At 44.6% G+C, this 24672-nt stretch carries 21 protein-coding genes; 19 read left to right on the top strand and 2 right to left on the bottom strand.

All coding sequences use genetic code 11. The features are described from left to right. Nucleotides 1-153: 153 nt before the first annotated feature. From DSOL_RS07800 to DSOL_RS07790, 3 genes are all read left to right on the top strand, one after another. Complete coding sequence (locus DSOL_RS07800) at nucleotides 154-354, top strand: hypothetical protein (RefSeq protein WP_075364303.1); 201 nt, start codon at nucleotides 154-156, stop codon at nucleotides 352-354. A gap of 11 nt (nucleotides 355-365) precedes the next feature. Continuing rightward, nucleotides 366-737: a type II toxin-antitoxin system PemK/MazF family toxin gene (locus DSOL_RS07795; RefSeq protein WP_075364302.1), complete on the top strand. Its 372-nt coding sequence runs from the start codon at nucleotides 366-368 to the stop codon at nucleotides 735-737. A 385-nt stretch (nucleotides 738-1122) separates the two neighbouring features. Then, complete coding sequence (locus DSOL_RS07790) at nucleotides 1123-1785, top strand: DedA family protein (RefSeq protein WP_075364301.1); 663 nt, start codon at nucleotides 1123-1125, stop codon at nucleotides 1783-1785. A gap of 167 nt (nucleotides 1786-1952) precedes the next feature. On the opposite strand, the gene DSOL_RS07785 is transcribed toward DSOL_RS07790, so the two are convergent. After that, nucleotides 1953-2312, bottom strand: a complete 360-nt coding sequence (locus DSOL_RS07785) for a hypothetical protein (RefSeq protein ID WP_075364300.1) — start codon at nucleotides 2310-2312, stop codon at nucleotides 1953-1955. Between the two features lie 245 nt (nucleotides 2313-2557). Here DSOL_RS07785 and DSOL_RS07780 point away from each other — a divergent pair, with 245 nt between their 5' ends. The 16 genes from DSOL_RS07780 (at nucleotide 2558) to hydE (ending at nucleotide 23945) form a co-directional block, all read left to right on the top strand. Continuing rightward, a complete protein-coding gene (locus tag DSOL_RS07780) occupies nucleotides 2558-3253 on the top strand; it encodes a response regulator transcription factor (protein WP_075364299.1) in 696 nt (231 codons plus the stop codon). Further along, nucleotides 3231-4634: a sensor histidine kinase gene (locus tag DSOL_RS07775; protein WP_075364298.1), complete on the top strand. Its 1404-nt coding sequence runs from the start codon at nucleotides 3231-3233 to the stop codon at nucleotides 4632-4634. Before DSOL_RS07780 ends, DSOL_RS07775 begins: the two co-directional genes overlap by 23 nt. 241 nt (nucleotides 4635-4875) lie before the next feature. After that, on the top strand, nucleotides 4876-6792 hold the full coding sequence (gene asnB / locus DSOL_RS07770) for an asparagine synthase (glutamine-hydrolyzing) (RefSeq protein ID WP_075364297.1): 1917 nt from the start codon (nucleotides 4876-4878) through the stop codon (nucleotides 6790-6792). Then, the gene (locus tag DSOL_RS07765; protein ID WP_075364296.1) at nucleotides 6789-7862 is read left to right on the top strand and encodes a hypothetical protein; all 1074 of its coding nucleotides are present in this window, start codon (nucleotides 6789-6791) and stop codon (nucleotides 7860-7862) included. Before asnB ends, DSOL_RS07765 begins: the two co-directional genes overlap by 4 nt. Before the next feature lie 30 nt (nucleotides 7863-7892). After that, nucleotides 7893-9185 carry a DedA family protein gene (locus DSOL_RS07760; protein ID WP_075364295.1) on the top strand — a complete coding sequence of 431 codons (1293 nt, stop codon included), beginning with the start codon at nucleotides 7893-7895 and terminating at the stop codon, nucleotides 9183-9185. A gap of 773 nt (nucleotides 9186-9958) precedes the next feature. Further along, a complete protein-coding gene (locus tag DSOL_RS07745; RefSeq protein WP_075364292.1) occupies nucleotides 9959-10501 on the top strand; it encodes a response regulator transcription factor in 543 nt (180 codons plus the stop codon). Beyond that, nucleotides 10479-11882: a sensor histidine kinase gene (locus DSOL_RS07740; protein WP_075364291.1), complete on the top strand. Its 1404-nt coding sequence runs from the start codon at nucleotides 10479-10481 to the stop codon at nucleotides 11880-11882. The genes DSOL_RS07745 and DSOL_RS07740 overlap by 23 nt, the downstream gene beginning before the upstream one ends. Before the next feature lie 280 nt (nucleotides 11883-12162). Then, the gene (locus tag DSOL_RS07735; RefSeq protein WP_075364290.1) at nucleotides 12163-13332 is read left to right on the top strand and encodes a cache domain-containing protein; all 1170 of its coding nucleotides are present in this window, start codon (nucleotides 12163-12165) and stop codon (nucleotides 13330-13332) included. Nucleotides 13333-13599: 267 nt separating this feature from the next. Beyond that, nucleotides 13600-14082, top strand: a complete 483-nt coding sequence (locus tag DSOL_RS07730; protein WP_075364289.1) for an NADH-quinone oxidoreductase subunit NuoE family protein — start codon at nucleotides 13600-13602, stop codon at nucleotides 14080-14082. Between the two features lie 130 nt (nucleotides 14083-14212). Further along, a complete protein-coding gene (locus DSOL_RS07725) occupies nucleotides 14213-16099 on the top strand; it encodes an NADH-quinone oxidoreductase subunit NuoF (RefSeq protein WP_075364288.1) in 1887 nt (628 codons plus the stop codon). A gap of 105 nt (nucleotides 16100-16204) precedes the next feature. Then, complete coding sequence (locus DSOL_RS07720; RefSeq protein WP_075364287.1) at nucleotides 16205-17947, top strand: NADH-dependent [FeFe] hydrogenase, group A6; 1743 nt, start codon at nucleotides 16205-16207, stop codon at nucleotides 17945-17947. Between the two features lie 457 nt (nucleotides 17948-18404). Beyond that, nucleotides 18405-18659, top strand: coding sequence for a TM1266 family iron-only hydrogenase system putative regulator (locus DSOL_RS07715; protein WP_075364328.1), 255 nt, complete (start codon nucleotides 18405-18407; stop codon nucleotides 18657-18659). A 2-nt stretch (nucleotides 18660-18661) separates the two neighbouring features. After that, nucleotides 18662-20077: a [FeFe] hydrogenase H-cluster radical SAM maturase HydG gene (gene hydG / locus DSOL_RS07710; RefSeq protein ID WP_075364286.1), complete on the top strand. Its 1416-nt coding sequence runs from the start codon at nucleotides 18662-18664 to the stop codon at nucleotides 20075-20077. A 29-nt stretch (nucleotides 20078-20106) separates the two neighbouring features. Further along, nucleotides 20107-21513 (top strand): aspartate ammonia-lyase, encoded by a 1407-nt coding sequence (locus DSOL_RS07705; protein WP_075364285.1) that lies wholly within the window; start codon nucleotides 20107-20109, stop codon nucleotides 21511-21513. An 18-nt stretch (nucleotides 21514-21531) separates the two neighbouring features. Then, a complete protein-coding gene (gene hydF / locus DSOL_RS07700) occupies nucleotides 21532-22776 on the top strand; it encodes a [FeFe] hydrogenase H-cluster maturation GTPase HydF (RefSeq protein WP_075364284.1) in 1245 nt (414 codons plus the stop codon). 89 nt (nucleotides 22777-22865) lie between these two features. After that, entirely contained in the window at nucleotides 22866-23945 is a 1080-nt protein-coding gene (gene hydE / locus DSOL_RS07695) for a [FeFe] hydrogenase H-cluster radical SAM maturase HydE (RefSeq protein ID WP_075364283.1), read from the top strand. A 159-nt stretch (nucleotides 23946-24104) separates the two neighbouring features. Here hydE and DSOL_RS07690 read toward each other — a convergent pair whose 3' ends face one another. Further along, the gene (locus DSOL_RS07690; protein WP_075364282.1) at nucleotides 24105-24653 is read right to left on the bottom strand and encodes a 4Fe-4S dicluster domain-containing protein; all 549 of its coding nucleotides are present in this window, start codon (nucleotides 24651-24653) and stop codon (nucleotides 24105-24107) included. Nucleotides 24654-24672: the final 19 nt, after the last annotated feature.

Below are 24672 nucleotides of genomic sequence, written 5' to 3'. Positions count from 1 at the left end.
AATAGTTAGGCGAAGTGTCCATCTTGTGAGGATGACTTGCAAAATCAGACCTCCTCTTGACATTTGCATAATTCTCCATCTGCACGATTATCCCCTTCTAAGTTGGGAAAACTAGCATAGAGTCTTGTAGTAGAACTTGGAAGGTGGTAAGATATGGACAAAGATAATAATAGTCCTCAAGAGGAGGGAAATGGAATGCCAGCACTTACTAAAGAACAGGTCTATAAAGGAATATCTTTATCCTCTAAAAAACTAAAAGAAATCACTATTCGCCCTAAAGTTAAAGATGGGAAACTGTTGTTCGATAAAAACAACAAAGATCATCGCTACATTGTAGAAGAAGGGGAATATTAAAATTATAAAGTTTGATTTTTTTTTTTTTTTCACTGGGCGAGATTTTCTGGTCTGATGTAGAATATGAGGATGAGCCTGGAGAATCTAAAATAAGACTAGTTGTTATAATAGGAGAATCAGAAGACGATTTAATAATTCTAGTTTCAACTACATCTCAATCTTCCAATGATCCTCCAACATATCATGATCAATTTAAAATTCCTATCCCTAATTGGAGAAAGGCTGGACTATCAAAACCGTCATGGGGATTGGGTTTAAGATTGTTAGAAGTTTCAAAAAGAGATTTTAAAAATATTATTAAAGAAGAGGACTTTATCGGTAAAATGTACCCGCGGGATTTTCAATATCTAGTTCATCAAATTAAGTTAATACATGAAAATTAGTAGGACCTTTCAAAGGGTCTTTTCTTATTTCAGTGAACAAACCTGACATTCATATTTCATTTGCACAATGAAGCGGGGAAACCATGCGGGCATAAATCTGACGGGATAGGAATACGGTGATATGGACATTTCGCCTAACAACATTTTTGCGAATTTCGCATAATATTCCTTTAAACACACGCTGTCCAGTTGACCACATAGATCACTCCAGTTTTATTCGCCAAAAAACAATAGATACCTCTATGAACTAAAATATAATAGGATAATATAGGGATTGATTGGTGAGTTTGGAACTTGATTGTTATCCACTTATAGAGATGAAGTAACTTTGTAAAAGGTTCGCGAACTTTCAGTAAAGTTACTTCGTCTTATTGTTTGAGAGATTATGACAGCGCATTATAGGGAGGAAACCAAGTTGATTAATACATTGCTCGACCTGTTCTTGCACTTGGACAAAAATATGGGTGCAGTCATTCAAAGTTATGGGATGTGGACGTATTTAATTCTTTTTCTTATAGTCTTTGCAGAAACAGGTTTTGTCATTACTCCATTCTTACCGGGTGATTCTTTGCTATTTGTGGCAGGCGCTTTCGCCGCGAGTGGTTCTTTGAGTTTACAAGTGGTGGTTATTATCCTCGGTGCCGCAGCTATTATAGGGGATACTCTAAATTATCAAATAGGGCATTTTGTTGGTCCTAGTGTGTTTAAGAAAGACAATGCCCGGTTTTTGAATCAAGAGCATTTAAAACAGACGGAGCAGTTCTATCTCAAGCATGGGGGCAAGACGATCATAATCGCCAGATTTATTCCGGTTATTCGTACTTTTGCGCCCTTTGTGGCTGGGATAGGCGCCATGAGTTATTGGCGCTTTCTGGCGTATAACCTGATCGGAGGGTTAGGGTGGGTTATTACAGTCGTCTTCGGGGGATATTTCTTTGGGAATCTACCTATCGTAAGGAATAACTTTACACTCGTGATTTTTGCGATCATTTTTATATCCATTCTTCCAGGTATCATTGGTTTCGCCCGCAGAAACGACAAGGCGTAAATGTGGGGACGAGAGAATCGAATTGAGATTGAGATTGAGATTGAGCCTCTCGTATTGATAGCAAAGCAAAGCGAAGCGAAGCCACCGACTAAACGGGACCTCGCTTGTTTTATAGTGTAAGTAGTTTAACCTTTGAAAGCGTAATTAACTCTGAAATCAGCTTGTGATTATTGTTGAACGTTGAGGTTGTCTGTGTCTGGACCGGACGAAGTTTCTTCGGCGGATTTCTTTTCTGCAGTTCCTGACCCGGTTTCCGCTACGCCATTGTTGCCTTGGTGATCCCCTTGTTCTGCGTAATTAACGTTGTCGGTCTCTTTGCTTGAACTGGCGGATTCTCCCAAGGATGGCTTTTCAGAATTGGGTTTGACTTGAGTAGTCTGCGCTGCAACAGCAGGCTGAACAATCGCTGTTGGAGTTGCTGCTGGGGCTGGTGTGGACGCAAAAGCCATGCCGCCGAAGGCTCCGAGACCGGCCATTGCTCCGGCCAGAGCAAGTGTGCCTGTGGTGATGAATAGTGATTTTTTCATGATGGTTTACCTCCAATGTTTTTTGGATCATCTTTGACCCTGATGACATCATACCCTGCGTAGATTAACTGTTTCTGTATAGGAGATTAAATATGGATTAAAGTTTTAGCGTGTGACTTGAATAACAACTTTAATCTATTATTAATGAAGAATTTTTGCGAATAAGATATAATATAACTGAATGTTTTTGACAACTATGTTTTATGTCGTAAAACTAACAAGAGAAGATGAAGAAGGGTGAAACTATGATCGTCGAGGCACCTTTGACTATATTATTGATTGAAGATGATCGTGCCATTGCCAAAGTCATTGCCCTGGAATTAGAACATCAGGGTCACAGCGTGGGACTAGCTGGGGATGGCAGTGTTGGGCTCGATATGGCCTTGAAAAATGAGTGGGACGTGATTCTTTTAGATATCATGTTGCCTTTTCTGAACGGTTATGACGTTTGCAAACAAATTCGAGCACTTAAGAATACTCCTATCTTACTTCTGACCGCCAAAGACGAAGTCCAAGATAAAGTCTTTGGCTTAGATCTTGGGGCCGATGATTATCTCACAAAACCGTTCGCAATGGATGAATTAATGGCCCGAATACGAGCGGTGTTGCGGCGTAAAAATCCGCCTGTTCAAATCGAAGGTCGATTAAAATTTCGAGAACTGGAGCTCGATTCTCAGGCCTATCAAGTCTATTTTGCGGGACAAGAAGTGTGCTTGACAAAAAAGGAATTTGAATTATTGACCTTGTTCATGGAACATCCGAACCATGTTTTATCTAGAGAACTCATTCTTGAAAATGTTTGGGGTTTCGATTATTACGGGGAAACGAATGTCGTGGATGTCTATGTCCGCTTTTTACGGGGCAAGATTGATGAACGATTTCAGGTGCATTATCTTCATACAGTGAGGGGAGTCGGGTATGTCCTTCGCTCAGAGGATTAAGAACGTTTGGAAGTGCCGATTTCCAAAACTGAAATGGGGATTAGCTTGGAAAATTACCCTGTGGTACATTCTTTTGCTTCTTTTGACGGTTCTTATGCTTTCTACTTTAACGTATTGGGGAAATAGCCAGGCTTTGCATCAAGAAAAGCGCCAAGTCTTGGAGAATGCAGTTACTCGTGTCCTTAGCTCACTCGATGAGCAGCAGGAGGGGCAGGCCGTGGATATTCGTGATCCAGAGGCCCTGAAAGGAAATGTGCCTAAGGGTGTAACCCTGCAATTGACCTCTGTGCAAGGTGCAGTCCTACAAATGGGTGGAAATATCAGTGCCCAGCTTCCGGTGGAACAACAGGCAGGCCCCGAAATCCGTGTTCTGAATGGCAAAGATGTTTATTATATGGCTCGTCCAATCCTGTCTAATGGGAAACAAATTGGGTCACTTCAAGCTGTGATCGAATTGGAGGATGTGGAACTGGCCCAGACCGTTCTTCTTCGCCAGTTACTGTGGCTGGGTGGATCGGCCTTGCTTTTGGCTGCCATCGGGGGGTACATATTGTCTCGTCAGGTACTGACTCCTATAGAAGACTTAAATCGAGAAATTTCTCTCTTGACAGCGAATGATCTCAATCGTAGACTTCCCTTACGGGGAAATGGAGACGAATTAGACCTCATGGGGAGAAATTTCAATCACATGTTAGAGAGGTTAGAGGGGTCCTTTAAGCAGCAAAAGCAATTTGTAGCAAACGCTTCCCATGAACTTCGAACCCCGTTGATGGTCATTCGCGGGCATGCAGATATTTTGCAACGCTGGGGGGCTGAAGATCCAGCTATTGTGCGTGACTCAGCAACAGCCGTGGTTGATGAAACCAAGATGATGACAAGATTAGTGGAAAACCTATTGACGTTGGCCCGAGAGGAATTGCAGTTAACCTTGGTTTCGCTTAATTTGAGCGAACTTATTATTGAAAGCACAAAGGGTTTACCATTTTTACGCTCATTCATGGTTAACTATGATTTGCTCCCGGACATCGAATTAAGAGGAGACGCTCTCTATCTGAAACAACTCATTCGAATCATCTTGGAAAATGCGGGGAAATATGTGCCGTCTGGTGGGAAGATACGAATAGGTCTCCAGAGCGACGAGGATAACGTGAAAATTCTGATTGAGGATAATGGGCCAGGACTTCCGTCTAATGCCCTGGAAGTGATTTTTGACCGATTCTACCGGGTCGATGAAGCGCGTTCACGCAAGGTTCCGGGACATGGTTTGGGACTTAGTATTGCCAAGAGGATTGTGGACGCTCATAATGGGGAAATTTGGGCGGAAAATGTGGAACCGCATGGGGCACGTTTTTGCGTGGTACTTCCGCGCATGGGGGTCTAAACCTAAAAACAACCAAGTATTTATCACTGAAACAGTCATAACAAGCGAAGCGAAGTCTCCGACCCTGAGGCCAGGCTTCGCTTGTTTCATTAAAGTATAAGCAATTTTTCATCGTCCTTTAATCTTACTAGGGTAAACTATTATTAGATTCAAGTTAGCTTATGTGGTTTTTTGTATACCCGTAAGATAAGCGGGAATCCTAACGTAATAGAGCAAATGATTGAAGGAGGATTCTAGTCTTATGTGTGGTATATGTGGGCTTTTTGGCCCATCTAACTATGTGCGAGTGCCACGTCTCAAGCAGATGACGAGATTTATGCAGCATCGTGGTCCGGATGAGGAAGAGTTTTATGTTTCTCCAACCTTAGCTTTCGGATTCAGGAGGTTAGCGATTGTTGATTTAACGGGAGGGCATCAGCCTCTGACGAATGAGGACCGCCATGTTCATGTTATTTTTAACGGAGAAATCTATAATTACAGGGAACTTCGAGAAGAATTGGTGCATAAAGGGCACACTTTAGAGCAGACCGGGGATGGAGAGGTTTTAGCTCATCTCTATGAGGAATATGGTTTGGATTTTCCATCAAAATTACGGGGGACCTTCGCAGTGGCTCTCTGGGATGAGCGTTTGCGGCGGTTGTTACTGGTTCGTGATCGTTTAGGTGTAAAACCGCTCTATGTTCGTTATAATGGCGAAGGGTTAGCGTTTGCCTCAGAGCTTCGGGCTCTGCTCATCGGGGTGGCTAAACCGAACATTAATCTTCAAGCCTTGGATCAATACTTGAGTTATCGATATGTTCCGGCCCCTAGTACAATTTTTGAAGGAGTTCACAAGGTTCCACCTGGAGGCATTTTAATCGCGACGTATAAAAAAGGTGAACTCCAGGTGCGTACGAAAACATACTGGCGAATTTCGGACAGAAAAGAGGAGATCTCGTTTGAGGAGTCTGCTCAACGTGTGCGTACGTCAGTCAAAGAGGCCCTTCGGATTCGCTGGCCAGACGAAGTCCCGGCCGCCTATTATTTCAGTGGGGGTTTAGATTCGGCTGGTCTGGTCGCCATGCACCAAGCCCTCTTTCAAGAGCAGGCTCGTACGTACGCTATCGGGTTTGAACAACCTCGCCACACGCGAGATTTTCGATATTATTCAGAATTGGATCAAGCTCGAAATGCAGCTCGGCTCCTAAGAACAAACCATCATGAACAAGTCATTCCTTTTTCCCAGGTTCAGCAGTGTTTGGGACAGATTCTCACGACCATGGATGAGCCGATTGCGGACCCTACAGCCATTCCTCTCTATTTTCTGAGTGAGTATGCCGCTTCCCAAGGGGAAAAAGTGGTATTCTCTGGAGAAGGGGCGGATGAATTATTTGGTGGGTATAGTACGTATCTAGAGCCTTCGAATTACCGCCGTTATCATCAGCTTCCCTCTTGGGCTCGGAAGGTTGCGGAACAGCTATTTCCCCATAGGACGGAACGATTCTCTCTTTCTCTAAAAGAACGCTACCATGGAGTGGGTGGCCTTTTACGTACTGGGCAAAAACAAGAGCTGTACTCCTTAAGCCTGCGCGCAAAACTTAAAGGAGTGAACCCTTATTTTCCAGAGCAGATGCTTCTGGAAAACGAAGGATTGTGTGAAGAGGAACGGATGTTGCAGTTTGATATGTGTTCTTGGTTGCCAGAAAATACCTTGATGAAATCGGATAAGATGACCATGCAACACAGTTTGGAGATGAGATTGCCCTATCTTGATCATCACCTCGTTGAACTGGGTTTGAGTTTACCTCTGCAATACAAAGTTCGCCCCCATGAAAGCAAAGCAGTTTTGCGCAACGCCTTTGCGGGATATTTGCCTGAGGAGATAATCTCCCAGCCGAAAAATGGTTTTCCCGTGCCTCTCACTGCTTGGCTGATGGAAGAGTTGAGTCCGGAAATCAAAAGCGTATTACTGGATCCAGGAGCTGGTATACGGGAATATCTCTTGCCTCGCAAAGTCGAGGAGCTTCTAAATGTCAATTCTCCTCGTTCTTCCCGCTTGATCTGGGCGCTCTATGTGCTAGAGGTGTACTTGGCGTTTGCTTTACATCCGCAGGAAGAGATTTATCCGGAAAATCTTGAGGACCGCAGAATCCCTAAAATAGGGGGAGGATATTTGTGACTTTTCGCTGGCTGAAGAGAATAATCGCTTGGAGTCTCGTGGGGATTATCATTCAAATTCCTATTTATTACGTCTTGGATCGGCAGGTTCAACATGTTATGAATCCTTCGAGTCTTTCCCCGCAGGCTCAGGCTCAGACTAATCAGTATACCTTAGATGCACCCAATATCATCAATCCGTTAGTGTCGTTTGATGACCAATTTCTGGCCTTTCGCAGTGGAGATCAACTTTCAATTTACGATTTTACCAAACAGTCGGTCATTTGGAAGCTCGATCAGACGAAAACCGCCATTGCCTATCAATGGTTGCCTGATCGCAACGCTTTATTGATCTTCGAATCAGGAATTGGAGTCAATCCTGCCCTCCCAGGGAGGTTGGGAGTGGGAATTCATAGTCTTGAGGTGTCTGGTAACCAAGGGGAAGCCATCGATCGCTTTGCCTCTCCTTTGCCCCTCAGTTTTCAAAAGACCCAGATCTCGAACATTTCCCTTTCGCCAGCGACTAACCTGCTCTATTTTTCCGTGCAAGGGCAAAATCAAAGCAACTTATATGAAGTCGATGTGATGAAAAATTTAAGGCGTTTGAATCGATCGGGGGAGCATGTTGAGTATTTGGCTGTTTCTCCGGTGAAAGGCACCGTTTATTATAATCTTAAGGGAAACTCTAACGGACAAACTTTGGCGGAAAACGGACCTACAAGGGTTCAAATTGCCTCCAACCCTCAAGATAAAGTCTTGGGCCTTTGGAATAAAAAATTATATCTCGGGACGGTGGATCAGGGGTATTTGACAAAAATTTGGACCCTTTCTGATAACCAACCCTCTCCCAAACGTCCGGATTTTACGCTCTTTTGGGAAGGTAAGGTCCCGTGGGATCAGAGTTCAGTTGTAAGTAACATGGCTGTGTACGGTTTATTAGTTCGGACTGAGAAGACGGTATACCAAGTCTCTCCTCAAGGGAGTAAAGTGATTGGGAAGGGGGAAAACAGCTTTTTCTCTCCTTCTGGAAAGTACTATTATGCATTTAGTACAGATTCTTCGGGAACGAGCTTAAAGCGAGTGGTACTCTAAGGTTAGGGTTAGACAAGAAAGGAGTAGTTAATGTCATCAACTTTATTAATTCACTATATAACGCAATATGGTTATCTGGGGTTATATGTTATCTTACTGGTTTCAATATTAGGCCTGCCGCTCCCGGATGAATTTCTCTTGACGTTTGTCGGTTTTATGAGTTTTTCTGGACAACTCAATCCTGTATTAGCAATCATTTCATCGGCCTCTGGAAGTATGACTGGAATTACCATTGCTTATTTTCTGGGTCGCTTTTTCGAAGCAAAGGTTTTGGCACATCTGAAAAAACATGCAGGGACTGAGCGCCTCGAAAAGGTGCTAAGTTGGTACCACAAGCATGGAGGTAAGCTTCTTACCGTAGGATATTTTATTCCTGGGGTTCGTCACCTTTCGGGTTATATTGCTGGTTTGAGTCGGTTAAGCTACCGAAATTTTGCGGTTTTTTCCTATCTGGGAGCTGTAGCCTGGACAAGCCTATTTATCATATTAGGAAGGACTTTAGGGAGTCGCTGGGAAACGATTCTTCCGGTTATCCATCGTTATTCGATCCTACTCGGGGTTATTTGTGTCGTATTCTTTCTGGCGTTTTATCTCTTGTATAAGCATCATGAACGCTGGGGAGCTTGGTTGACGGCTGAGTTTTTGCGTTTGCCGAGTCGTTATCGTTCGTTAGGCAAGCTGCGTTTCTTGATAACGCTTAGTGGAGTTATTTTCCTGGGACTCTTTATTTTCCTGATGAGTTTGATTCAAGATTTTGTGGCTAATGATGTTGCTGAATTTGATGAACTTGTCGCTTCTGGGCTGGATCTTGCTTCGCCACCCTGGGTGATTCACTCGATGCAACAAATTAACGCCTTAAGCACTCACGTGGTGATACTCTGCGTCTTCTTAGTTGCGTTGTTTGCTTTAAGGCGTGAAACGAAACAATGGACCCATGTTCTTCCTCTGGGTTTGGCTTGGGGTGGGGGAACCCTTGTGGATCACCTTTTCCGATTTATTTTTCGTGGGGAAAATGTCAGTATCTTTGAAAACATTGTGCCCTTTCAAGCCCCAAATACAGGGTTTTTACTGGCCGGTTTATCATTTTATGCAGTCCTTGCCTATCTTCTGGCGCGGGAAAAATCGTGGTTATCTCAATTGGGGCTTTTGCTCGGGGGACTTCTGTTGTTGCTTCTTTTAGGACTAAGTCCAATTTATCTCCAGATTCATACTCCGAGTGCTATGGTCACAGCTTTAACGGTCAGTGGTCTGTGGGCTTTTGTTTGTGTCTTTCTCTATGAGTTCCGTCTTTATCGTTACAAGGTTGATCGCAGCGTACTATAACCGAAAGGGGTAAGCATTTGCCACTGAACTTGGGGTCTTGCTCAATGGAGAATAATGGAGACAATAGGAGAAAAGGAATTACGTTTGCCTACAAGGTAAAAGCTTATCCAGACTGCTTTATTTTCAAGGCTTAGTGATTTAATAGGAAGGCTGGGTGTCAAAAAGTCCTCAGCGGGATGTTTCCTGTGGGGACTTTTTCTGCAACTATTCCTTGTAATATTATCAATGTGAAAGTGAGTTGAATATTGTTGCCTAAGCACCATAATTTACGTTACTTCCTTAGTCCTACTCACGATACCCCTCTTCTTTTTGCCTTCCTTTTCAACAGTTTTTCCCTCATCTAATACACAAATATCGCTGGGAGACCCCCCACCCTCCCAAGCAAAAGCTTCCGACTCGGTTAAAACAGATACTGGCATTCCTGGTTTGAACCAAAATGCACAAGCAAACACCCAAAATAAAACTGATCAGAGTCCTCCCTCATTGGATAGTGAGAGCACACCCCCTACTCAATTGTCGACATCTTCATCGATTGTCCAAGGAAAGTCTGCGGATGTCTTATGGTCTGTACCAACTACCGAGAGAGCCGTTTTTATCACGATTGATGATGGCTGGTTCCCAAGTCAATCTCTTATACAAATGATGAGACAGTATCATTTTCCTGTGACCGCTTTTCTTATTCAACAAAAACATTATGGTGTAAACGAGGAGTTTATGATAATACGTGAAAATGTCGTAAAAACTAACAAAAGAAAATGAAGAAGGGTGAAACTATGATAGCCGATACTCCTTTGACTATATTATTGATTGAAGATGATCGTGCCATTGCCAAAGTCATTGCCCTGGAATTAGAGCATCAGGGTCACAGCGTGAGACTAGCTTGGGATGGCAGTGTTGGGCTCGATATAGCCTCAAAAAATGAGTGGGATGTGATTCTTTTAGATATCATGTTGCCTTTTCTGAATGGTTATGACGTTTGCAAACAAATTCGAGCACTTAAGAATACTCCTATCTTGCTTCTGACCGCCAAAGATGAAGTCCAAGATAAAGTCTTTGGCTTGGACCTTGGGGCCGATGATTATCTCACAAAACCGTTCGCAATGGATGAATTATTGACCTTGTTCATGGAACATCCGAACCATGTTTTATCTAGAGAACTCATTCTTGAAAATGTTTGGGGTTTCGATTATTACGGGGAAACGAATGTCGTGGATGTCTATGTCCGCTTTTTACGGGGCAAGATTGATGAACGATTTCAGGTGCATTATCTTCATACAGTGAGGGGAGTCGGGTATGTCCTTCGCTCAGAGGATTAAGAACGTTTGGAAGTGCCGATTTCCAAAACTGAAATGGGGATTAGCTTGGAAAATTACCCTGTGGTACATTCTTTTGCTTCTTTTGACGGTTCTTATGCTTTCTACTTTAACGTATTGGGGAAATAGCCAGGCTTTGCATCAAGAAAAGCGCCAAGTCTTGGAGAATGCAGTTACTCGTGTCCTTGGCTCACTCGATGAGCAGCAGGGAGGGCAGGCTGTGGATATTCGTGATCCAGAGGCCCTGAAAGGAAATGTGCCTAAGGGTGTAACCCTGCAATTGACCTCTGTGCAAGGTGCAGTCCTACAAATGAGTGGAAATATCAGTGCCCAGCTTCCGGTGGAACAACAGGCAGGCCCCGAAATCCGTGTTCTGAATGGCAAAGATGTCTATTATATGGCTCGTCCGATCATGTCCAGCGGGAAACAAATTGGAACCCTTCAAGCCGTGGCCGATTTGGAAGAAGTGGAATTGGCCCAGACTGTTCTCCTCAGACAGTTACTATGGCTGGGTGGTTCAGCGTTGCTCCTAGCGGCGATCGGAGGGTATATCTTGTCTCGCCAAGTCCTAGCCCCGATGGCGGACTTGAATCGGGAAATTTCTCTGTTGACAGCCAATGATCTTAATCGTCGTCTCCCCTTGCGGGGAAATGGAGATGAATTAGATCTTCTTGGACAAAATTTTAACCATATGCTGGAGAGGTTAGAGGGGTCCTTTAAACAGCAAAAGCAATTTGTGGCAAACGCTTCCCATGAACTTCGAACCCCGTTGATGGTCATTCGCGGGCATGCAGATATTTTGCAACGCTGGGGGGCTGAAGATCCAGCTATTGTGCGTGACTCAGCAACAGCCGTGGTTGATGAAACCAAGATGATGACAAGATTAGTGGAAAACCTATTGACGTTGGCCCGAGAGGAATTGCAGTTAACCTTGGTTTCGCTTAATTTAAGCGAACTTATTATTGAAAGCACGAAGGGTTTGCCGTTTTTACGCTCATTCATGGTTAACTATGATTTGCTCCCGGACATCGAATTAAGAGGAGACGCTCTCTATCTGAAACAACTCATTCGAATCATCTTGGAAAATGCGGGGAAATATGTGCCGTCTGGTGGGAAGATACGAATAGGTCTCCAGAGCGACGAGGATAACGTGAAAATTCTGATTGAGGATAATGGGCCAGGACTTCCGCCTAATGCCCTGGAAGTGATTTTTGACCGATTCTACCGGGTCGATGAAGCGCGTTCACGCAAGGTTCCGGGACATGGTTTGGGACTTAGTATTGCCAAGAGGATTGTGGACGCTCATAATGGGGAAATTTGGGCGGAAAATGTGGAACCGCATGGGGCACGTTTTTGCGTGGTACTTCCCCGCAAAGGGGTATAACGTATAGGTCTGCCGCTCCCACTAAAGTAAGTGCACTGAACTGACAGGACATTCGAAATTATTGAATTATTAATATAATATAAGAGGTTTTTCAACTTTAACCGCGAATTTATCCGATAGCTAATTGCCACTAATACCCCCGCTTCTTTAAGCGGGCAGCTCCGTGCCATCCATGGCACTGCTGCACTAGGCCATCCTTGGCCGTCGTGGGATAAATGGCATTAAGCTAAAATCAATTAGACGGCTAAATTCAGGTATTTAAGTTGAAAGGGGTGAACTTGTGCGTTCGCTCAAACATCAGATCCTCATATTACTGCTGGGTTCGCTCATCTTATTAGCGACTAGCTTCCTCGTGGTTCTTGGTTTTTATATGAAAGATCGCGCCGTAGCTGCCGCTATTATCAAAGCACAAACAGATTTGGCAACATGTGGGGAAATTATTGATAAAACATATCCCGGCTCGTGGTCTGTGCATGATGGGAGCCTATATAAAGGGCCCACTAAAATTAGTCTCAATAACGATTTAGTCGATCATTTATCCCGCCTGACCGGGGACACTGTGACCGTATTTCTCGGGGAGACGCGGGTAGCTACCACGGTACGTGGTTCAAACGGCGAACGAGCGATTGGTACTAAGGTTTCTGCTAATGTAGCCCAAACAGTACTGCAGGGTGGTCAGACTTATGTAGGAGAAGCTAATGTAGTAGGCCAGTGGTACCAAACGGGTTATGTTCCATTACGCGCGGAAGATGGTAACATTATTGGAATTTTTTATGTAGGGATTTCCCATGACTATGAACAGGAAATTATCACTCGATCTTTGATCACAATGGCCGAACTAGGATTAGCCTTAACGATTTTGGTAGCACTTCTTGCTTGGTTTTTTCTTCAGAGAGTTGTTATCTATCCCTTGCACAATATCATGTTAGGAACTCGGGACGTAGCAACCGGACATCTTACCCAGAAGATTAAAGTTTCCGGTGCTAAGGAAATCGGGGAGTTGGAGGAAGCCTTTAACCAAATGGTAGAGCAAATCCAATCTCTAACAGGGGAAATTAACCGAGCGACCGGTTTCAATCCCGGGAAAGACCCAACTGAAAGCGACTTTATTACGGTTACAGAGACTGAGGGTAGCAAGGCATTGACTGAGTTAACCCTCCAAAATACGTTTGATACCGGGCAAAGGTCGGTATCCGGTTTAAATTCTGCCGGGTATATTGGAGAAGGTGGGCTACCTAAGGGCTTAAATCATGCCACTCTTGGTCAAATCGTTCAATTTTTACAAGCAAATCGCCGTCCCCTCTCTGCTGAGGAAGTCGCGGAAGGAGTTAAGCTGACTAGAGTCACCGTCCGCCGCTACCTCGAATTTCTAGAACATAGTGGGGCATTAAAATCTGAACAGAAATACGGCACAGTTGGCCGACCCGTTAAGCTATTTGTTCCATTATAAAAAGGCTCCCATGGGGGCCTTTTTTCTTTTTGCAAAGTTTTCGATTCTATTTTCTTAATACACTAAATTTTCTTTATTAATAAAACACTTATTTTATGTCCATAAACACGACAGACAGTGGGAAGAAAGTTAAACTAGTCACATAAACTATTGCCTGCCCATCAGACCACTATGTCGAATAGGCTGAATGGAAACAAGGGCCCAAAAGCAACAAAAAAGAGAGGTGTAAATGTAAGTAGCATTGTTATTAAATAAAGGAGGATTTTCATGTGTGACACCGCTTCACCCAATCAGTTTGTCCAAAAGCTAGATGACTATATCGACAGTCTAACCCACAAAAAGGAAAACCTTATTGGGGTCTTGCATTATGCTCAAGAACTATATGGGTACCTGCCCGATAATGTACAGTGGCATATCGCGCAGAAACTTGATATACCGTCCGCCACAGTCTATGGCGTTGTGAGCTTTTACTCGTTTTTCACGATGATTCCCAGGGGGGAACACGTTGTTAACGTATGCACAGGCACCGCTTGTTTTGTGCGAGGGGCTGAGAAATTAAAAGAAGAACTTGAAAATCAGCTTAAAATTAAAGCCGGAGAAACCACTCCAGATAATCTCTTTACCTTAGAAACTCTGCGCTGCGTGGGAGCCTGTGGCCTCGCCCCAGTCATGATCGTCGATGGCGAAGTGCATGGACGCATGCTCGAAGCACAAGACATTAATGAGGTTTTGGCCAAGTACCGCCCGTAATCTGCGAGGCACGAAGAACGAAGCACGAAGCACGAAGAACGATGAACGATATTTGGTCCCGAAGTTCGAAGGTCGAAGTTCGAACCACGAACCACGATAAACAAGCGTCACTGAAGGAAGGGAAATCCTTATGAAACTCAAAAATACTGATGCATTGAATGCATTACAAGCCCAAAGTCTCAAACTTCTTGAATCACGACGGGCTATAGACTCTGTCGGCACTAAAAACGCCCAAGGTCTGGTAAGGCACGTTATGGTCTGTGGAGGACCTGGTTGCCACTCCTCAGGCAGTCCTCGAATCGCCGAACGTCTGGAAGAAGAACTGAACAAACGGGGATTGTCTGAACAGGTTAAAGTTTTCCAACCGGGTTGTTTTGGTTTTTGCGAAAAGGGCCCGATGATCGAGATCTTCCCCGATAACGTAACTTATTGTGAGGTTTCGGCAGAAGACGTAACCACCATTGTCGAAGAACACTTCATACAAGGAAATCAGGTAGAACACCTTCTTTTTATGGACCCGAACACCAAAGAGCGTTTCGCTACCAACATCCCCTTTTACGATGGACAACTTCGCATAGCCCTACGTAACGTCGGTTATATTGCTCCAGAAAACATTCTTGAATATATTGCCGCGGACGGCTATCAAGCCTTAGCTAAAGTTCTTTTCCGCATGACTCCCCTGGAGGTTATTGATGTCCTTAAAGTAAGCGGACTTCGGGGACGCGGTGGCGCAGGTTTTCCCACGGGTTCAAAATGGGAATTGACGCGTAAAAGTCAGGCCGATCAACGATATATCATTTGCAATGCCGACGAAGGGGATCCGGGTGCCTTTATGGACCGCTCAGTCTTAGAAGGTGACCCCCATAGCGTTTTAGAGGCTATGCTCATTGCAGGTTCTGCGATTGGAGCTTCCGAGGGATTTATTTATGTCCGGGCAGAATATCCTGCGGCGATTCACCGTTTACAAGTTGCCATTGCGCAAGCCAGGGAATACGGGTTACTTGGAAAAGGGATTTTGGGTAGTGATTTTTGCTTTGAAATTGAGCTAAAATACGGAGCTGGGGCCTTTGTCTGCGGTGAAGAAACAGCACTGATCCATTCCATCGAAGGGGCCAGGGGGGAACCTTCCGTCAAACCTCCGTTCCCCGCTCAAAAGGGGCTGTGGGGTAAACCAACCTGTGTCAACAATGTGGAAACGTTGGCCAATATCCCCCCCATTATTTTAAAGGGAGCCGCTTGGTTTGCCGGGATTGGCACGGAAAAAAGCAAAGGAACGAAAGTCTTTGCCTTAGCAGGTAAAGTCAACAATGTAGGGCTTGTGGAAGTCCCTATGGGGACAACCCTTCGGAAAATTATTTTTGACATTGGCGGGGGTATTAAGCACCATAAAACGTTTAAAGCGGCACAAACTGGAGGCCCCTCTGGCGGATGTATTCCAACCAAGTATTTAGATTCCCCCATTGATTATGAATCCTTAACTGCCATAGGCTCCATGATGGGTTCTGGAGGGCTCATTGTCTTGGATGAAGACGACTGTATGGTCAATATCGCCAAATTTTTCCAAGAGTTTACGATGGACGAATCCTGTGGCCGCTGCACCGCCTGTCGGGTCGGTACCAAACGTCTTTATGAAATCCTGGCAAAGATCACGGAAGGCAAAGGGACGTTAGAGGATTTGGATAATATGGAGAAACTGTGTCTTATCATTAAGGACACGGCCCTTTGCGGATTAGGACAAAGTGCGCCCAATCCCATCCTTTCCACTTTAAAGTATTTCCGGGAAGAATATATTGCCCATGTTGTCGACAAAACCTGTCCAGCTGGCGTTTGCAAGAGCTTGCTAAAGTATGAAATCACAGAAAAGTGTGTAGGGTGCACCCTTTGCGTCAAGAAATGTCCGATGCATTGCATCACTGGCTCAACTAAGAAACGTCACATCATCGACCAAGAACGTTGCCTAAAATGTGGGGCATGCATGGAACAATGTCGCGTCGTCGGCGCCATCATCCGCCATTAAGGTACCCCTGTACCCTGCTTATTAGAATGCGTGGGCATAAGTGCAACTAGGCGGCCGCTTCGCATGCTCAACGCCAGCCAAGTTTTCTTTAAAGGAGGACTCCATATGGATATACAACTAACCATCAATGACATATCCCTTACCGTACCGGAAGGAATGTCCATTTTAGACGCCGCCCGAACTGTAAACATAGATATTCCAACCTTATGCTATCTGAAACTTAATGAAATGCATTACAATAATAATATCGCTTCCTGTCGAGTGTGCGTGGTCGAAATCGAGGGTCGACGTAATTTGGCCTCCTCCTGTTCAACCCCAGTAGCGAGTGGCATGGTCGTTAGAACGGATTCGTTACGTGCCATCCAGGCTAGACGAGCCATGGTTGAACTTCTCCTTTCTGACCACCCTAAGTCTTGTTTGACCTGTGCCAAAAACCAAGATTGTGACCTCCAATCCTTAGCTTCAGAATTAGGCGTACGCCATATCTCCTATGAAGGGGAAGAATCTGAGTTTGAAATCGACACGTCGAGTTTTTCCATTGTTCGAGATCCTAATAAATGTATTCGCTGCCGCCGCTGTGAAACGATGTGCAATGAGGTACAGACGGTGGGTGTTTACTCAGCCGTGGGGCGTGGTTTTGGAACGGTGGTTAAAACGGCCTTCGATTTACCACTTAGCAAAACTGCTTGCACGTTCTGCGGACAATGTATTGCGGTATGTCCCACTGGCGCATTGACAGAGCTGGACCAGGTGGACAAAGTTTGGAAGGCCCTCAACGATCCCAATCAATTTGTCGTCGTACAAACAGCTCCAGCCGTACGTGTCGCTCTGGGGGAGGGATTCGGCTTAGAACCGGGGACGATTGTTACGGGCAAAATGGTAGCTGCTCTTCGGCGGCTTGGTTTTGACCGCGTCTTTGATACGGATTTTGCTGCTGACCTGACGATTATGGAGGAAGCAACCGAGCTTGTTCACCGCATAAAACATGGCGGACGTCTGCCTCTTCTCACGAGTTGTTGCCCTGCCTGGGTCAAATTCTTCGAACATCAATTCCCAGATCTATTAGACATTCCTTCAACCTGTAAATCCCCCCATGAAATGTTAGGGGTATTGATCAAAAGCTATTATGCTAAAACGTTGGGGATTGATCCCAAAACCATTACCGTTGTCTCCGTCATGCCCTGCGTCGCTAAAAAATACGAAGCGGCCCGCCCTGAACTCTCGCAAGGGGCAGAAACCGCGGATGTGGATATCGTCATCACTACACGTGAACTTGCTCGCATGATCCGGGAAGCCAGCATTCATTTTGATCATCTCAAAGACCAAGAGTTTGATCACCCCTTAGGGGAATCGACGGGTGCTTCCGTGATTTTTGGAGCAACAGGAGGTGTTCTCGAAGCCGCCCTGCGGACCGCCTATGAGGTGCTCACGGGTGAAACTTTGGAGAAAGTGGAGTTTGAGGCTCTCCGGGGAATGGATGGGATTAAGGAAGCGGTTATCCCGATCGCTGAACGGGATTATCGAATTGCGGTCATCCACGGTCTGGGTAATGCTCGTACTGTTCTCGAGAGAATACAAGCCGGGGAAACCAATTATGACGTGATTGAAATCATGGCTTGCCCGGGTGGGTGCATCGGGGGTGGTGGACAACCCTATCACCATGGAAATATGGATATTATTTCAGCCCGAGCTGGAGCTATATACTGCGAAGACCGCTCCAAGCCCTTGCGCAAATCGCACGAAAATCCAGCCATTATAGGTCTGTATAAAGATTATTTGGGCGAACCATACGGAGAAAGGGCGCATCAATTACTGCACACCTGCTATACAGCACGTAAGAAAATTTAGTCAATAAAGGACTGCCGTAAAATCCCCTCTAGAAACAAAGGATTATGTGAGGCGAAAATAGTATACTTAATAAGGCATTGGAATAATGTAGAACAGGTAATTTGCTGGAAATCGAATCCAGTAAGGAACCACAGGGTCCAAGCATTATCCTTGTGGTTCCTATCCAGAGGCTCAGCGCCGCACGGCATCTAGCCATCCATGGCGATGGTCCCTTTTCGCCATCACGGCACCTTGCCATCCATGGCGGTGCTCTAATCTCGAACGTCCATGTTCGAGTCATCGTATAACTTAATATATAATTGACGTATCTGTTGTGTTGGAGGTTTCCGGCATAGTGGACTTATCAAACGTTTACCTGATTGTGAGGATTATTCTGAGCAAAAGGAGAAGGGTTTAAATCACTAAGGAGCCTTCTTACTGTTGTAGAAGGTTTTTTCATTTGGGGGAAACAAAAAGCATGGATAAAAGAATTGGTGTTATAGGCATTGTGATTGAAGAATTTGAAAGTGCTAATAAGGTGAATGAAACGTTACACGATTTAGCGGGCATCATCGTTGGAAGAATGGGAATCCCTCGTCCGGAAAGGGGCATATCAATTATCTCTTTGATCGTTGAAGGGACCTCGGATGAAATTAGTGCGATGACGGGTAAGCTGGGGAAAATTAAAGGGGTCAATGTTAAATCAGCATTAACCAAAAAAATGGAGGAGTGACAATGAAAGAGTATTTGGCGGAGGATTATATTATTGATGAAGAAATTAGGAGCTCATTAAAAGAAGGAATTGAAAAGGCTAAAGACAAAGACTTAGTAAGGACGATTTTGGACAAGGCAAAGACTTGCCAAGGATTAACCCACCGAGAAGCAGCAGTACTGCTAACTATCGACGATAAAAACGTTCTGGCAGAAATGTTTAAGACCGCAAAAGAGATCAAAGAGACGATTTATGGCAAAAGAATCGTTTTATTCGCACCCCTTTATATCAGTAGTTATTGTGTCAATGGCTGTGTCTATTGCGGATATCAGGCCTGTAATGAGAGTCTGAAGAGAAGTAAGCTGACGATGGAACAATTGGAAGCGGAAGTGAAAATTTTAGAATCTTTGGGACATAAAAGAATTGTCCTAGAGGCAGGAGAGGATCCTGTTAATTGTTCCTTGGATTATGTGATTGAGTGCATCAAGAAAATATATTCCTTGAAATTTGATAATGGGAGTATCAGAAGAATCAACATTAACGTGGCTGCTACGACCGTCGAGGATTATAAACAATTAAAAGATGCGGAAATAGGTACCTATACCCTATTCCAGGAGACGTATAATCAGGAAGTTTATGAAAAAATGCATCCGTCGGGACCGAAGCATAATTACAATTGGCATACGACCGCCATGGATAGAGCCATGGAAGCTGGAATTGGGGATGTCGGTATTGGTGTCTTATATGGTTTATATGACTTCAAATACGAAACCATAGCCATGCTGATGCATGCGGAACATCTCGAAGAAGCCTTCGGAGTAGGACCGCACACCATTTCGGTCCCTAGACTGAGAGCAGCTGAAGGAGTGGATCTTAATGATCTGCCATACCTTGTTGCGGATGATGACTTTAAAAAGATAGTCGCGGTCTTGAGATTGGCTGTTCCCTATACCGGAATGATTCTCTCCACTAGAGAGGAAGCTGGTTTTAGGGAAGAGGTATTAGCTCTAGGAATTTCACAGTATAGTGCTGGCTCATGCACAGGAGTGGGTGCATACTCGAAGGAACATGGCATCAATAAAACAGAGGAAAAACCACAATTTGAAGTGGCAGATCATCGTTCCCCGATGGAAGTGATTAAAAGTTTGTGTTTGAGTGGGTATGTGCCAAGCTACTGTACCGCCTGCTATAGAGAAGGAAGAACCGGGGATCGGTTTATGGCTTTGGCTAAGGCGGGACAAATACATAATGTTTGTCAACCGAATGCTTTGCTTACCTTTAGGGAATTCCTTTTAGACTATGCGGATGATGAAATGAAAGAATTAGGACGAAAGGTCATCGAAAAAGGTCTCCAGGATATTCCTAAAGAGGCAGCTCGAGAAGCTGCCAAAGAAAAACTTAAGAGAATAGAAGGTGGAGAGAGAGATCTGAGGTTCTAAGTAGGGGTAGAGTCATTGGAGGGTAGAAAGTGGACTTTAGATTGGAAAAGGATTCTATTGGAGAACGGAAGATTCCGGAAACTCTATATTACGGGATTAACACCAAACGAGCTCAAGAAAACTTTAATTTAGGGTCAAGAAGTGTCAATCTAAAACTCATCTATGAAATTGCGTTGATTAAAAAGGCGGCAGCTATGGTCAATCAACGCTTAAAGCAACTGACGGAGGAAAAAGCACAGGCCATCATTACGGCCTGTGAGGAAGTGATTGAAGGGAAATTCGATCAGGAATTTATCGTAAGTGCTTTTCAAGGGGGAGCAGGTACATCCACGAATATGAATGTCAATGAGGTCGTTGCTAATAGGGCTATTGAGATCTTAGGTGGAACAAAAGGCGACTATGACGTCGTACATCCTTTGAATGATGTGAACCTGTCGCAATCGACCAATGATGTTTATCCGACAGCGCTGAGGATTGCTGCCATCCATATGCTCAGAAAATTGAGTTATTCCCTTGCGGAACTTCAGGCAGCTTTGCAGGGCAAGGAAAATGAGTTTAGTGATGTGCTTAAACTGGGCCGGACTGAGCTGATGGATGCCTTACCCATGATGCTGGGACAGGAATTTGGGGCGTATGCCAAGGGCATTGAAAGAGACCGCTGGAGAGTTTACAAGGGAGAAGAACGATTGAGGCAGATTAATCTTGGAGGAACTGCCATTGGTACCGGCTTCAATGCTTCTCATGAGTATATCTTCATGATCACGGATACCATTCAGGAGTTAACCGGATTAGGTTTAGCTAGGTCTGACTATCCCATGGATATAACACAAAATAATGATGTTTTTGTAGAAGTTTCAGGGCTCTTAAAAGCTTGCAGCACGAATCTGCTAAAAATAGCCAATGATTTAAGATTGTTATCCTCAGGCCCTAAAGGCGGTTTTGGTGAAATAGAACTTCCTCAGATGCAGGCCGGTTCAACGATTATGCCGGGAAAGGTGAATCCGGTCATACCTGAGATGATCGGCCAAGTGGCCATGAAAGTAATGGCCAATGATTATGCTATTACGATGGCAGCTTCTGCCGGACAACTTGAACTTAATTCCTTTATGCCTCTGATCGCGGAAAGTTTGCTGGAATCACTCGAGCTTTTGAATCAGGGAGTCACTCTATTCAGGGAGAAGTGCATTAAAGGAATCAAAGCTAATGTAAAAAAATGCCACGAGACTCTTGAAAAGTCAGCGGCACTAGCTGCTGCTTTAATTCATCATATCGGGTATGATCAAGCCGCCCATATAGCTAGAAAAGCTTTAAGAGAAGATAAGACAATAAGAGATGTACTGAGAGAAGAATCGGATTTTCTAGATTCCAGGATTGATGAGATATTGAATCCATTGGAAGTCACAAAACCAGGGATACCGGGGAGACGAGTAAAATGATCTTGTGGAGGGATTGGGATGAGCATGAATGAAGCCCCAAGAGGGGTGAGAGTCCATTTAGCGCTCTTTGGGAAGAGAAATGCGGGAAAATCAAGCGTGATCAATGCCCTAACAGGACAGGAAACGGCCATAGTATCCGAACTGAAAGGTACAACGACTGACCCGGTGTTCAAATCAATGGAAATATTGCCTATAGGACCCTGCGTCATCATCGATACAGCCGGACTTGACGATGTCGGAGAATTAGGAGAGCTCAGGATAAGGAAGACCTTGGAGGTTCTCGATAAAACAGATGTGGCCTTGCTCATCGTCGATATTCAGGCCGGAATCAGTGAAGAGGATCGCTTGATCATTTCTAAGTTTAAGGAAAAGAAGAAGCCAATTATTGTGGCTTTAAATAAGCTGGATACCCTGAAAAACGACGATTATGAAAAAATGACAACTCAATTGCAAGAAGCATTAAAAACCCCGGTCGTTGCAGTGTCCGCTCTTAAAAAACAGGGAATCAAAGAATTAAAAAATGCCATCATCTCTGTTATCCCAGAGGATAAAGATACGTTTAAAATTGTCGGGGATTTAATCAACCCTGGTGACTTTGTTGTGCTGGTTACTCCAATTGATAAGGCGGCTCCCAAGGGGAGATTAATTCTTCCTCAGCAGCAGACCATACGAGACATCTTGGAAAGTGATGCTATGGCGATTGTCACCAAGGAATACGAACTGAGAGAAACCTTAAGTAATCTGGCTAAAAAACCGAAGCTCGTGATCACGGATTCCCAGGTATTTTTAAAGGTCGCAGCAGATACCCCCAAGGATATTTTAATGACCTCATTCTCAATCCTATTTGCCAGACAAAAGGGAGATTTAACGGAATTTATCAGAGGGGCCAAAGCGATTGATCAGCTTAAAGATGGAGATAAGGTTTTAATAGCCGAAGGGTGTACCCATCACAGACAATCGGATGATATAGGGAGTGTGAAGATACCCAGGTGGATACGTCAGAGAACGGGTAAGCAGATAGAGTTTGACTACTCGGCCGGAGTTACCTTTACGGACGATATCAAGAAATATGCCCTTATCGTACACTGTGGAGCCTGTATGATGAACAGAACCGGGATGCTCAGTAGAGTAGAACGAGCAAACTATTTTAATGTGCCCATCGTAAACTACGGAATTCTCATTGCCTATGTTCAGGGATTACTTCCCAGAGCGCTTGAACCATTCCCGCTGGCCAAGATGTTATTGGAAGAAGATCCATTGTAAAGGGTGAAACAGAGGGACAGGTACATTGTTTCTCCTTCCAGTATTTGAAACAACGTACCTGTCCCCTTGTTCGGGGAGGGGGCGATTTTGTGAATAAGAAACATAATTTATTAGAGAAAGTCTATCAAACGAACGATCTTACAAAAGAGGAAATCACAGATCTCCTAGAAACCATAACTTCTGAGGATAGAGAGATTCTGTACAGCAATGCACTTAAGACGAAACAAACTTATTACGGAAATAAAGTTTACTTAAGAGGACTTATCGAGTTTTCAAATATTTGCCGGCAAGATTGCCTTTATTGCGGAATCCGAGCTTCCAATGCTAAGGTGGAACGTTATCGGTTAACCCCGGGAGAAATCCTAGCCTGCTGTGATAAGGGGTACGAATTAGGCTATCGGACGTTTGTCTTGCAGAGTGGTGAAGACCTTTGGTATACAGAGGAGCTACTCGGTGCTTTGATTCACGAGATCAAAAGACGTTATTATCCAGAGGTAGCTGTTACGTTATCGATCGGCGAGCGGAGAGCGGAAACCTATCAAAGCCTCTTTGCCTCCGGCGCAGATCGCTTTTTGATGCGCCACGAAACGGCTTCGAAGAAACTGTATGAAACGTTACATCCGACGATGCGCTTTGAGGATCGCCGGGCCTGTTTGAATGCTTTGAAGGAGATTGGCTACCAAGTGGGAGCTGGGTTTATGGTTGGGCTTCCCGGACAGACACTCGCTGATTTGGCAGAAGACCTGTGCTATTTGAAGGAACTCCATCCAGACATGATTGGGATTGGACCCTTTATTCCGCATAGTGAGACCCCTTTGGGGGCGGAAAAGGGTGGAACGATAGAAGATACGTTAGTGATGGTAGCCTTGGCGCGGCTACTTATTCCGGATAGCCTTATTCCGGCCACGACGGCCCTTGGAACTCTGCATCCGCAAGGTAGGGAGATGGCCTTGAAAGCAGGCGCCAATGTCGTTATGCCGATTATTACTCCCACATCCGTAAGGAAACAGTACGCACTTTACGAAAACAAGATTTGTGGAGATGATCATCCGGAAGATTGCCGATATTGCATAGAGCGAAGAATTCAGTCGGTGGGCTTTGAAGTGGATCTGGGTAGAGGGGATAGTCAGCAGTTTATCTCATGGGGAACCGACACAGAGTTCCTATAAAATACATCGTTAAAATTAGCTTTACGACCTGATGGTTTTGCCCTATACTAATAATAGAGAATAAAGTAGCTATAAACGTTTGGTTTTGTAAAAATAAACAAAAAGGGATCGCTAGTTTTGTAATTTATTACAAAGGCGGTCCCTTTTTTAATGACTTTTCTATAGTCTGGTTGCTCTCGGCGGTTTATAGAAAACAGAGGGGCGTGTTAGTCGGAGGCTCGGAACAGGGGCAGTGAGCCGTAATAGTTGGTTTGCCGGAAGGTCCTGAAGTTCTTTGAGCTGAAGGGCGCCTGTAAGACAGGCTTGCACGCAGTGGGGTGGCATTCCTTGATCTAAGCGTTGGTAGCATAGTTGGCATTTACTCGCTTTATTGGTCTGAGGATTGATTTGGGGAACGCCAAAGGGGCATGAGGCGACACAAGACTTACAGCCCGTGCATTTTTCGGTGAGATGTACAACGATTCCATCGCGGCGTTTGGCATAGGCACCGGATGGGCAGACACGCTGACATTCCGGATCGCCACAATGATTGCAGGCCGAGGATAGATAAAATCTTTGAATATGCTCTTTGGAGGAGTTCTCAACCATACGCAAGCGGCGCCAAGCAAGAGGGGAAGGCAGCTGATTGTAAGTTTGGCAGGCTTTGGCACAAGCTCCGCACCCGAGACAACGATTAACATCCAGCAGGAAACCTAATTGTTTAACCATCACGTTACACACTCCATTA

The organism is Desulfosporosinus metallidurans (assembly GCF_001936615.1).
Taxonomy (GTDB): Bacteria; Bacillota; Desulfitobacteriia; order Desulfitobacteriales; family Desulfitobacteriaceae; genus Desulfosporosinus; species Desulfosporosinus metallidurans.
Note: the sequence above shows the minus strand (reverse complement) of the source record. Positions and strands in the feature narration are given on the sequence as shown.